The sequence below is a fragment of the Streptomyces thioluteus genome (genome assembly GCF_039535865.1).
In genome coordinates this window covers 18,909-30,799 of record NZ_BAAAXZ010000068.1, presented here as the reverse complement: position 1 = coordinate 30,799, position 11,891 = coordinate 18,909, and the positions used below count along the sequence as shown (strand labels likewise).

The window sequence follows — 11,891 nt, the reverse complement described above, 5'->3', positions numbered from 1 at the left end:
GGCTGGCCCTGGCCGGACCACCGCCCTGTCACCGATCATCGCCCGCCGGCTAGAACGCCCGGCCAAGAATCGCCCCTACGCTAAGACCACCGACCGCCCCCCATGAGCAAGGGACCAAGTCGCTGTAACCCCTCGGCAGAGGCATACGACGGTAACGCATCGACCAGGCCCAGCCGCCCCTCGCCCCGCCGCCGGGCAGCAGGATTGCCATCGGCCCATCCATGTATCATTCCTGACGTCCCGCACGACGAGCCCGCGATCATGCAGTACCTCGGTTTCCCGCCGGCAAGATCAACCCGCGGGGCCCCAGCGCGCTGATACATACATAAAGACCTTCTTTACCACTTCGACGGACGGAACCACGCAGCTGCCCGCGGAAGGAACGGCAAGGAGCAGGGCCACCCCGCCGGCTACTCCAAAGCTGCTGAATTGTCCTCCCCCCCCCCCCCCTGGATGAATTTTTTTCTGGTCTAAAACAGGCTCATTTTTTTTTTTTTGAGTTCTTCTTTTCTGGTTTTGTGGGATTGGAGGAAGGTGGGGGGTTGTGGGGGCAGGAAACCTGATGTGTAGTTTTGTTACCGGAAAGGATAGTCGAAGGTCGTGGGGTAAGCACAGAGGGGGGGGGTGGGGGGGGAAGAGGGAGAGACATTGCGGGGGGGGGGAGGCGCCCACAGCTAACACCGACGTGATCGGCCAGATCACCCCGCCCGACCGCCCAGAGGCAGACCCCGACGGAATGCCACCCAGGCTAGGCCGGCCGACGGCCCGCCCCCTGCCGCATCACCTTCGCCCTGGACACAAGGACGCACCCAACGCGATCGACCAATACGCACGAGTCAGTTCGCCCACCACCACGTAACCGCTGGCCCCCGCTCGCTCGCCCCCCCCGGCGGTCTAGGCGAACACCAGGCGAACCATACCCGTAAAAGGAAGACCGTCAGCGCGCGCACCGGAACCGCAGACATTGTACACCCCCCCCCCCCCCCATCGACGGCGCAAAATAGGGCGCCTGGCCGACCATGACGCATCCGCATACTCCCGCCGGTCGCCGGACCCCGCGCCGCCCACGCGGTCGCCGCCGGCACTCCGTCGCCCAGCTGTCGCCGGCGTCGCCCAACCGATGCGCAAACCGTCGGCCGACACGCCCCGGAACTCCTCGCCAGCCGCCCTCAGCCGGTCCCTCGGCGGGCCTCCTCGATCGTCCGCCGCAGACTGCCCCGAGGTCAGCCCTTCCCCCATCGTCCACGAGCACCTCGCCGACCGCTGCCGCACCCAGCCCTCGAGCGTTCTTTGTCTATTAGCTAACGGACGCGAATGGGGTTTTTTGACCCTAAGTCGCCTTCCCGCGCAGCACACCAGGCGTCGTACCTGCCTACTCCCAGCGAAGCCGGCGCCCCGCCCCCCCGCATATACGCCGCGACCATGTGACCTGCGGCGGCCCTGGGCCTAGAGCGCCTTACAAGCCGCTCTCCGTACGACGAAACTCGGCGCCCCGCGTAACCGGCTGACCTCGCCACTAGGCGCCCAGACGGCGCGCTGCCGCCAGTCATCTGGGCCGCCAGCCGGCACAGGCGCCGACCGGACGGCCGCGCGCGCGCCCGGCCGCGGCCCCCGAACGTCAGTGGCCGCGATCAGTCGCCGTCACGGCTCGGCGCCAAGCCCAGGCGGCTCGGAAGGCCCGAACAGTACCACCAGCCGCCCTCCAGCTCCGCACCCCTGCCAGCGCTGCCCGCCGCGAGGCCGCCCGACCGCTCGCCACTCGCCGATCCCTCGCACTCCAGTCGGCGCACGTACGAACGTCGTACCTGCGACTGCTGCCAGCTATCAGGCGCTCGTTCCTTATTTATTTCTTCCAGTTCTTTTTTTCTCCCCCCTTCCCCTCTGTCCTTCCTTTTATGGCCCTTATCTTTTCCCTTTCTATGTCTTGCCGCCCCCCGTAATTTCACGCTAGCGCATTTCATTATTGTGTCTAATTAAGCCGGTCACCACCGGCAACACCCTAGAAGACTCGCCGACGGCATACACCGAATACTCAGACCCGGAGTCCTCCCAGCGACGCACCGTCTCCGTATCACCCACCGGCTCGGACCCTGCCCTGCTCGCCCGCGCCGCGCACCGTTGCTGCGCGGAGCGGGGGGGCACGAGACGATGAGTCGGCGACCTGGCCGCCCGGAGCACTCACCGGCGCCCCCACACACCCTGACGCCACCGCCGTAGATCACGCAGCCTACGTGTCTGCCTGCACTAGACTGCAGGCACGCAAAGCACTACACCAGACACCGCTGCGAGCCCGCGTTATGCAAGGAACACGCCAGAAGACGGCGTCATCGCAGCCAAACGTGCACGACTGCCACCGTGACCACCGACGCCCCATCGCCTCCCCCTTGATCGCTGAGCTGTTATCCCCACACACCAACCAACCTAATCCGATGGACCGACCAAGCCATCCGTCCGCGTCTGGTAGCAACACAGGCCTCACCACCCCCCCCCCCCCGGCCGCCATCCGCCCATAAGCGAGCAACATGAGTCAAGAACACCTCATCGACCGTCGCATGGCACTAGTCCGCTCCACAACCCACGCACACCCCGCGAGGACACAGGTGACGTTGAGCCGTCCCTCGGGCCCGCACACCGGGACGACGACCCCTGCTCCCGGAACACGACCGTACCCACCGCCGAACGACCATCGTACAATGGCACAGCATGGCGGCGCTTCGCGCAGCCGTGCCGACGCACGCCCGCCCGGCACCGCGAACTAGACCAGCCTGCTATCTCGAAAGGCAAGTCCCCGAGCCCGCTCCGGCCAGAGCCCTCCAGCTGAGACGCCCTCGCTAGCCGAGACAGCCCGGGCGGGGCATCAGACCGAGCGGCCGGGCCACGCGCGGGACGCTCGCCGCCGGGGCCCCCCCAAGATCCATGGCGGACGCGCGGCGCACCGCCCCTGGAGCGCATCTCAATAGGCGTCACGCCACCTCAGCCGGCTTCAGCAGAGACTAGCGGCAGGGACGGTCAATCGGCGGAGGCGACCAGGGGGCCCCATTGGTGAGCCGACCGCCAAGGTTCACCGGGATACGCATCCCCAGTGCATCCTGGCGCCGATCGGCCAGCGTGGTCGTGCGCCAGGCGTCACTCGTACGGCTACCACACGTACTCGCTCGCGGGCATCCGCGACCGCCGACACCGGCGCCCCGAGCTGGAGGACGCCGTTCTGGCCCGACCCGAAACCAATGCGCGTCGGCCGCGCCGGCAGCGCACCTAGCGCGACGCCCGTCGACGCCACGAGCCTCAGCCCGGCCGTTTCGCCATTTCCCCCTGTGTGAACTGACCGCGCGCCAAACAGAGCGGCAACACGCACCGGTCCTTTAATACAATGGGCCGGAGCGATTTCATGGCATGAAGAGCGGTCCACGGTATCTGATAGCAGCCGAACGCGGCCTCAGACTGAATAGGTCCCGGTTGGCCGGGTCGACGAACGGACGAGCGTGGCTTCCAAACAAGCGGGAGAGCCCGATGCAGGGGTGATCAAGGGTAGCTCGATGAGTAGGTACCAGCGTCATAAAGCCCCCACAGCGCCCCGCCCCCCAGAGCGGAGGAGCCCCACGCACACCCCCATTGCTCACCACGGACCCGGTTTACCCGCCGATGCCAAGCACGCCTGTGCAGACCGAACGCCTGTTGTCCATCCAATCACGCCGCGCACGCGGCTGAAAAACAGCCTCCGCTCCCGACTTACGACTCTACCCGCCATAAGCTGGCACACGAGCGCAATGGGCTGCGCTGCCACTCCCATGATGTAACTCAGACCCCATCGTCCCTGTCCTGTCATCCAAACCCTGCGAAAGAGGCTTTTTTTTTTTTTTTTTTTCCCCCCCCCTCCCCCGGCAAATTAAGGACCCTAGTGAAAAGCCGGCAAACGCGAGAAAGCGGCGGGACACTGCTGGGCGAATCCCCATCCCGACCAGCCGCACCAAAGGGTGCACAAAGCAACCACGCGCGACTGTCCGCCGCGCTCCGAGAGTTCAATGCGGCCTTCGTATAACCCAAGCCTTCCTCCTGCCTCGCTCGCCCCTCACCAGGTAGACCGTCCCCAGCCCCCCCTACGGCCCACACCTCGCGCCGCCCACTTCACCGCCGCAGCTTAGCAGGCCGCCCCCAGATGAACCGGCCCCGCCGCCGCCCGCCGCACGTCGCGGAGCACGGCTCACCACCTCCGAGCGACGGCGCACGCCACGCTACCCGCGCAACCACACCAGCCGGGACATGAAACACTCAGGCCTGTCAGCCTGTGTGCACCGCTGCGGAGCATCCAGCGGAGGCGCCCGTCGTAGCCCGTGGCTCGGGAGTAGCCGGTACCGCCGACGAGGCTCACCAGACACGGTAGGTGAATGTCTGAGCACGTCCCCGGCACATACGTCCCCGGCCCCAACCGCGTCTACCACCTTGCTCACGCGCGAGCACCAGCGATATTGCCGCCATAGCCCCCGGGCCGACAACGTGCGCGTCCCATCCGAGCGGACGGCAGGCAAGTACCCGATATACCAAAGCTCACAAGAGCCCCAGCCCGAGGACTACCGGCCGCAGCGCCACACCCACGAAGACCACGGGATAAGGACAGGCCCTCTGTACCTGGCTCAGGCGACCACCGCGCTAGAAGTGACCCTCCCTGATCAACCTCTAACCAACTCCTCCGCTAGAGGAAGCCCGCCCCGGGCAGTGATAGACGCCACACCAGTCTAGGCTGCCGCCCGCCATCGCACCGCACCCCCCGACGAGGCGCTATCCCCGCGCAGTACGCCCGAGGGGAACCGGGAGCCAACCGCCGAGCCCACCGTCAGTCCCCGTCTTAACCGCGGCCTGAGGCAGCTCCTGGAGGACCCTCTCGGATCGAACCTCCCCGAGAGAGTCCAGCAGCCCTCGACGCACGCCCACCCGAGCGCCGCGGACCCGGACCCTGGTCAGCGCTGCCGCTCCTCGGGCAGCATCATCAGCCGCGAGGGTCCCGTCCTGTCCACGGCCGAACGCGACCGGCTCGTCCGCCGGGTCGTCGACGAGGCCCTCGGGCTCGGCATCCTCGAACCCCTCCTGGAGGACCCGACCGTCACCGAGATCATGGTGAACGGCCCCCGACCCAGGTCTTCGTCGAACGGGGCGGCGCCGCGTCGAGCCACGTCCCCGTGCGGTTCGCCTCGCACGAGCAGCTGATGCAGACCATCGAGCGGATCGTCTCGACGGTCAAACCGCCGGGTGGACGAGTCCCACCCCATGGTCGACGCCCGCCTCCCCAGCGGCGAACGCGTCAACGTCATCATCCCGCCCCCTCGCCCTCGACGGTGCCACCCTCACCATCCGCCGCTTCCCGCGCGTCTACACCCTGCGCGAACTCATCGGCATGGGCACGCTGGACGAGCCGACGCTCACGCTCCTCGCCGCTCTCGTCCGCGCCAAGTTCAACATCGTGATCTCCGGCCCCACGGGCTCCGGCAAGACCACCCTGCTCAACGCCCTCTCCGGGCTGATCCCCGAGGGCGAGCGGATCATCACGGTCGAGGACGCGGCCGAACTCCAGCTCCAGCAGGGCCATGTGATCCGGCTGGAGGCCCGCCCGCCCAACGTCGAGGGCAAGGGCCGCATCACCATCCGCGACCTGGTGCGCAACTCCCTGCGCATGCGCCCCGACCGCATCATCGTCGGCGAGGTCCGCGGCGGCGAGACGCTCGACATGCTCCAGGCCATGTCCACCGGCCACGACGGCTCGCTCGCCACCGTCCACGCCAACTCCGCCGAGGACGCGCTGATGCGTATGCGCACCCTCGCCTCCATGTCCGAGGTGAAGATCCCCTACGAGGCGCTGCGCGACCAGATCGACAGCGCCGTGGACTGCGTCGTCCAGCTCACCCGGGGGCCGGACGGCTCGCGGCGGATCACGGAGGTGGCGCTGCTGGACCCGGGCAACGACGTGGCCTACGGCGCGGAGTACCGGCTCGTCGCCGTCGTCCGCTTCGACGCCCTGCCCATGGGCGCGGACCGCGTCGTCCGCGGCTCGTTCGCCCACCTCCCCCTCCCGGACCGCGCCGTGGAGCGGCTGCGCCTGGCGAACGAACCGGTGCCGCAGGCGTTCGGCGTCGCCGCGCCACCGGCCGGACGGGCCGCGGGCCGGCACGCCGCCCCCGGACATCCGCGCAACCGGCCGACGTAGCGAGGCAACCGGACCATGGACCAACCCGCACTCCTGACCCTCGGCGCCACCCTCCTGGGCGGCGCGCTGGCCGTCGCCGGCGTACGGAACTGGCTGGCCGGACGGCAGCAGCACGCCGTCCTGGTGGAACGGCTGGCGGGCACCCCGGACGCCACCGGTCCCCGGCCCCGGCCGTTCGCCCGCTTCGACCGCCGGCTGCGTGCCACCCGGTTCGGCCGCCGCCTCGAACGGCGCATCGCCTCGACCGGACTCGCCGTCACCCCTGGCGACTTCACCCTCCGGACCCTGGCCGCGGCCGTCGTCCTGTGGATCGTGGCGGCCCTCGCCCTCGCGCCGTTCTTCGGGCCGATCGCCGCGGTCGTCACCGTCTGGACCGCCTCCGCCTTCCTCGGCCGGCAACGCCGCAAGCGCATCGAGAAGTTCATCAACCAGCTCCCGGAGCTCTCCCGCATCCTCGCCAACGCCACCCAGGCCGGGCTCGCCCTGCGCACCGCGCTCGGCATGGCCGCCGAGGAGATGGACGCCCCGGCGGGCGAGGAACTGGCCGCGGTGGCCGACCGGCTCGCCGTCGGCCACTCCGTCGACGACGCCCTGGGCGAGCTCGCCGAACGTCTTCCCTCCCGCGAACTCGTCGTGCTCGTCACGACCTTGGTTCTCTCCAACCGGGCCGGCGGCTCGGTCGTGCGGTCGCTGCGCAACCTCACCGAGACGCTGGAGGAGCGGAAGGAGACGCGGCGCGAGGTCCGCACCCAGCTGTCCCAGGTGACCGCCACGGCGTACGTCGTCCCGCTGATGGGGATCGGCACCCTCTTCCTCATGGACCGCATCGCCCCCGGTTCGATCGACCGGATGACGGGGACGGTGGTGGGCCAACTGGCCGTGGTCGGCGCCTTCGTGCTCTACGGCATCGGCTTCTTCCTCATCCGGCGCATGTCGCGCATCGACGTCTAGGGGGCCTCCGACGTGGGACTGCTGCTCGCCCTGCTGGCCGGCGCCGCCGTGGCCGGGGTCTGCTACGGCGTCGCCCTGTGCCGGGGCGGCGCGAAGCTGCCGCCGGACCTGGCGGTCGCCCTGGAGGTCGGGGCCACCCGCACCTCGGCCGTCGGCTCCGCCGTGGACCGGCTCGGCATGCGCGGGGCCCCGTTCGTCCTCCGCCTCATGGGCGAGCGGCGCGTCGCGCGGATCCGCACCCGCATCGACCGCGCGGGCAACCCCGGCGGCCTCACCGTGGACCGCTACGCGGCCCGCCGGGCGGTCTACGGCGCGCTCGGCTTCGGCGGCGCGCTGGTCATGGTGGCGAAAGGACAGTGGCTGGTGGCCCTGCTCCTCGTCGCCTTCGGGCTGTTCTGGATCGAGGTCGGCATCTGGGCCGCCGTCCGCGAGCGGCGCGTCGCGATCGAGCGCACGCTCCCCGACTTCCTGGACGTCCTCGCCGTCGTCGTGAGCGCCGGGCTGAGCTTCCGGCAGGCGCTCGACCGGGTCGCGGAGCGGTACGAGGGCCCCTGGGCCGACGAACTGCGCATCGCCCTGCGCCAGATGGACATGGGCGTCAGCCGCCGCGAGGCGTTCGAGGGCCTGCGCCGGCGCAACGACTCCGAGCAGGTCGCCCAGTTCGTCTCGGCCCTGCAGCAGGGCGAGGAGCTCGGCTCGCCCATCGTCGACACGCTCATGGACCTCGCCAACGACATGCGCCGCACGGACGCGCAGAACGCGCGGCGCCGGGCGGCGCGGGCGGTGCCCAGGGCGACCGTGATCATCACGACGTTCATGGTCCCGGGGACGCTGGCGCTGATGGTGGCGGGCTTCTTCCTCGGCTCGGGGGTGGACTTCGGGACGGTGACGGGGAGGTGAGCGGTCGGCCGCAAGCCGGGGCGCGGAAGCGCGAGTTGTGTGAAGGCCCTTCGCTTCTGCAATCAGTTGTGGGACAGTCGTCGACGCCCGGAAGCAACTGTCCGTCGGGGCGGATCGGGGCGGAGGTGCGACGCATGCTGCGCGGGATATTCCAACTTCCGTGCGACGGGGGAAAGATGAGGCGCGCGCACTGTTCCGCGCCTGCCGTTTGGGCGTACGTTTCCCGTGCGGCGAGTGACCGCGTGCTCACGCGGACGCACCCGCCGAGCCGCAACCGACCGGCCGCCCGCGGAGGGGAAGAGGATGGCGAAGCGCTTCTGGGACGACCGGGGGCAGACCTCGGTCGAGTACCTGGGCATCATCGCGGTGGTGGTGGCGATCGTGCTGGTGCTGACGACGACGGACTTCGGAACGGTGATCGCCAAGGCGATCATGGACCAGATCCACAAGATCACCTGAGTCGGGGCCGGGCGCGCGGCGACGCCGGGCAGGCGTTCCCGGCCTACGTCGTGGCCGTCGCGGGGCTGCTGTTCGTCGCCTTCGCGGTGTTCGCCGTGGGCATGGCCGGGGCGGCCAGGAACGGCGCCCAGTCGGCGGCGGACGCGTCCGCCCTCGCGGCGGCCCAGAGCTACCGGGACCAGGTGTTCGCCGGTTTCCTGCGGGACGCCGGCACGGCCGACGCGGGACGGCGCTGGCTCACCGGCCGGGCGGACCCGCCGGACACGGCGTGCGCCGAGGCGGACCGTCTCGCGGCGGGCAACGACGCCGACGACGAGGGCTGCCGGGTCACCACGGGACCCGGACCGGCCACTTCGTTCGAGGTGACGGTGCGGACGCGCAAGGCCGTCGGCAAGTCGGTCGTCCCGGGCACGGAGGACATCCACGCGCGGGCCGTGGCGCGGGCCGTCGTGGAACCGCGCTGCAGCCCGAAGCCGGGGGACGCCGCCCCGCTCCTCCTCGTGTGCGACGACGGGCGGCAACTGGCGGTCGATCCGCAGCACCTGGACCCCCTCCTCGACGCCAAGGCCCTGTTCGCCGTCCGGCTTGCCGCCACCGACCAGTGACCGACGAGTGAAGGAAGACGAGCGATGAGCCCAGGGAACCGGAGATTCGCGGCCATGGCCCTCCTGGTCCCGCTGGCCGCGGTGGCGGTGGGATGCGGCGGCGGGGACGGGGACGGGGGCAAGGACGACGGGGGCGGCGGCAGCGGGAGTTCGAAGCCGGTCGCGGACTCCAAGGACGCCGGACCGGGCGGCGGTGTCCTGGCGGAGCTCAAGGGCGCCAACGGCGTGGTGGTGACGATCAGTTCCGCCGTGCGCGACGGCGGGGGCTTCGTCACCGTCCAGGGGACGGTCACCAATCGCGGCAAGGCCGTCTTCGACGCGCTCGAATGGCGCTCCAAGGAGACCGGCGTGAAGTCGCGGTCCGCGATATCGGGGGCCTCGCTGGTCGACGACCGCAGCAAGAAGCGTTACCTCGTCCTGCGTGACACGGACGGCGAATGCCTGTGCACGACGGGCCTCACCAACATCAAGCCCGACGAATCCCGGCCCCTCTTCGCCCAGTTCCCGGCGCCCCCCTCGGACGTCACCGCCATCGGGTTCCAGATCCCCACCATGCCCGCCGTCCGCGTCAGGCTCTCGGGGTGACCCGATGACCCGCTTCCTGCCCGCCCTCGTCCTGGCCGCCACCCTGGCCGCCTTCGCGGCCGCCGCGCCGCCCGCCCACGCGTCCGGGCCCGGCGACCCCGCGAACACCGCCCCGCCCGTCCGGCTCGACCCCACCGCCCCCGGCCTCAAGCTGCGCAAGGGCGCGCGGCTCGCCCCCGGGCGCGTCCTCGACATCAAGTCCGTCGTCGAGACGGGCAGCGACGGCGGCGAGCGCCGCGAGGACACCAACGTGGACGTGACGTTCGCCCTCCAGACGGAGGTCCTCTTCGACAAGGACAGTGCCGACCTGGGCAAGGCGGCCGGGCAGCGCATCGGCGTGATCGCCGCGGAGGCCAGGCGGCAGCGCGCGACGACGATCCGCGTCTTCGGCTTCACGGACAACCTCGGCTCGGCCGACCACGGCATCGCCCTCTCCAAGGAGCGCGCGAACGCGGTGCAGCGCCGCCTCGCCCAGGAGCTGGGCTCGTCGACGATCGCGTACCAGATCCGGGGGTACGGCGAGGAGTACGCGATCGCCGACAACGCGACGGAGGACGGCCGCCGCAAGAACCGGAGGGTGGAGGTCAGCTTCCCGCGCGGGCGATGATGATCAAGCCAAGCCCACCGAGCAGAAGGATCCCCTTGCGCAAGCTCGTCTACTGCATCGCCTCCACCATCGACGGCCACATCGCGGGCCCCGACGGCGCGGACCCGACCGGCCCGGACGGCTTCTGGCCGGTCCCGGAGGACTACATCCGGCACCTCGTCGCCGAGTACCCGGAGATCCTCCCGGTCCACGCCCGCGCGGCGCTCGGCGTCACGGCCGAGGGGACGCACTTCGACACCGTCGTGGAGGGCCGCCGCACGTACGAGATCGGACTGAAGGCCGGCATCCCCGACGCGTACCCCCACCTGCGCCACCTGGTCTTCTCCCGCACCCTCGCCGAGGCCCCGGCCCCCGCCGTGGAACTCGTCGCCACCGACCCGGCGGAGAAGGTCCGCGAGCTCAAGCGGGAGCCCGGCAAGGACATCTGGCTCATCGGCGGCGGCGAGTTGGCGGCCGCCCTCTACCCGGAGATCGACCGCCTGATCATCAAGCTGGGCCCGCTGACGACGGGCACGGGCGTCCCGCTCTTCGCGCCGTCGGCCGGTTTCGCGCCGCGCGTGTGGGCGCTGTCCGGGCATGTGGCGATGGAGAGCGGCGCGGTGTTCCTGACGTACGACCCGGCCGAGGACGGGCAGAGCGCGTAACGCCTCGCGGGGCGTGCGGTCCGCGCGCCCCGCGTGCGCCCTCCCGATGCTCCCGTGTCCCTCCGTGCGCCCTTGCAGGCGGGGGCGCACCGGCGCGTTTCGCGTGGTTGGATTCCAGCCACGCGACTGTCGGAGCGGGGTGCGCGCGATGACGACCCAACGGCGCAACGAAATGCGCAAATCGATGCGCGACGAAATGCAGCAGGACGAGACGCGCAACGAGATTTCGGGCGGCAGTTTCCACGGCCCGGCGTTCCAGGCCGGATCCATCGGAAGCGTCCACATCGGTACGGGTGCGAAACCTCACGGGCCGCCCCCGGACCGGCTGACGCAGGTCAAGAGACGCCTGGCGGAGGAGGTGCGGCGGCAGTGGCAGGACGAGGCGCGGGCACAGGAGTTGCGCAGTCCCACGCCGTTGCGGCTGTGGTGGCGCGGGACCGAGCGGGCCGTGGCGGCGCCGGGCGCCGGCGGGCCGCGGCGCGGCGACCTGGACGGGCTCGTCGCGATGTTCCGCGAACTGCCGGTCAAACAGCTGGTGATCCTCGGCGAGCGGGCTCCGGCAAGACCGTCTCCATGATGCTGCTCACGCTCGGGCTGCTGGAGGCGTACGACGCCGAGGACCCGGTGCCGGTGCTGATGACGGCGTCCTCGTGGCACCCGCGCCGGGAGCACCCGTACACCTGGCTGGCCCGTCGGCTGGTACAGGCAGCACCCCTTCCTGGCCGACCGGCGGGAGTGCGGCCCCGACATGGTGACCCGGCTGGTGACCGGGGGGACATGTGCTGCTGATGCTCGACGGGCTGGACGAACTCCCTTCGGAGCAGCACGCGTTCGCGATCAAGGCGCTGGACCGTGCCGTGGGGGCGGGCGACCGGCTCGTGATCACCTGCCTCGCCGCCGAGTACGAGGCGGCCGTCGCCCGGAGCGACGGATCCTGACCAGGG

The 11,891-nt window shown here is 70.4% G+C and carries 10 protein-coding genes and 1 pseudogene; all 11 read left to right on the top strand.

The features are described 5' to 3' along the window. Nucleotides 1–4,965 precede the first annotated feature (4,965 nt). A pseudogene (locus ABD794_RS08975) lies at nucleotides 4,966–6,196 on the top strand (TadA family conjugal transfer-associated ATPase); the annotation flags it as partial. 15 nt (nucleotides 6,197–6,211) lie between these two features. After that, on the top strand, nucleotides 6,212–7,147 hold the full coding sequence (locus ABD794_RS08970; protein ID WP_344962184.1) for a type II secretion system F family protein: 936 nt from the start codon (nucleotides 6,212–6,214) through the stop codon (nucleotides 7,145–7,147). Between the two features lie 12 nt (nucleotides 7,148–7,159). Next, nucleotides 7,160–8,047 carry a DUF5936 domain-containing protein gene (locus ABD794_RS08965; protein WP_344962182.1) on the top strand — a complete coding sequence of 296 codons (888 nt, stop codon included), beginning with the start codon at nucleotides 7,160–7,162 and terminating at the stop codon, nucleotides 8,045–8,047. Nucleotides 8,048–8,350: 303 nt separating this feature from the next. Beyond that, on the top strand, nucleotides 8,351–8,506 hold the full coding sequence (locus tag ABD794_RS08960) for a hypothetical protein (RefSeq protein WP_344962188.1): 156 nt from the start codon (nucleotides 8,351–8,353) through the stop codon (nucleotides 8,504–8,506). 50 nt (nucleotides 8,507–8,556) lie between these two features. Beyond that, nucleotides 8,557–9,111, top strand: coding sequence for a pilus assembly protein TadG-related protein (locus tag ABD794_RS08955; protein ID WP_425585967.1), 555 nt, complete (start codon nucleotides 8,557–8,559; stop codon nucleotides 9,109–9,111). A 24-nt stretch (nucleotides 9,112–9,135) separates the two neighbouring features. Continuing rightward, nucleotides 9,136–9,696 carry a hypothetical protein gene (locus ABD794_RS08950; protein ID WP_344962180.1) on the top strand — a complete coding sequence of 187 codons (561 nt, stop codon included), beginning with the start codon at nucleotides 9,136–9,138 and terminating at the stop codon, nucleotides 9,694–9,696. Between the two features lie 4 nt (nucleotides 9,697–9,700). Further along, nucleotides 9,701–10,303 (top strand): OmpA family protein, encoded by a 603-nt coding sequence (locus tag ABD794_RS08945; RefSeq protein ID WP_344962178.1) that lies wholly within the window; start codon nucleotides 9,701–9,703, stop codon nucleotides 10,301–10,303. Between the two features lie 35 nt (nucleotides 10,304–10,338). Beyond that, nucleotides 10,339–10,947 carry a dihydrofolate reductase family protein gene (locus ABD794_RS08940; protein WP_344962176.1) on the top strand — a complete coding sequence of 203 codons (609 nt, stop codon included), beginning with the start codon at nucleotides 10,339–10,341 and terminating at the stop codon, nucleotides 10,945–10,947. 184 nt (nucleotides 10,948–11,131) lie between these two features. Next, a complete protein-coding gene (locus ABD794_RS08935) occupies nucleotides 11,132–11,524 on the top strand; it encodes a hypothetical protein (protein WP_344962175.1) in 393 nt (130 codons plus the stop codon). Continuing rightward, nucleotides 11,521–11,736 (top strand): hypothetical protein, encoded by a 216-nt coding sequence (locus ABD794_RS08930; protein WP_344962173.1) that lies wholly within the window; start codon nucleotides 11,521–11,523, stop codon nucleotides 11,734–11,736. Before ABD794_RS08935 ends, ABD794_RS08930 begins: the two co-directional genes overlap by 4 nt. Then, on the top strand, nucleotides 11,727–11,885 hold the full coding sequence (locus ABD794_RS08925) for a hypothetical protein (RefSeq protein ID WP_344962171.1): 159 nt from the start codon (nucleotides 11,727–11,729) through the stop codon (nucleotides 11,883–11,885). The genes ABD794_RS08930 and ABD794_RS08925 overlap by 10 nt, the downstream gene beginning before the upstream one ends. Nucleotides 11,886–11,891: the final 6 nt, after the last annotated feature.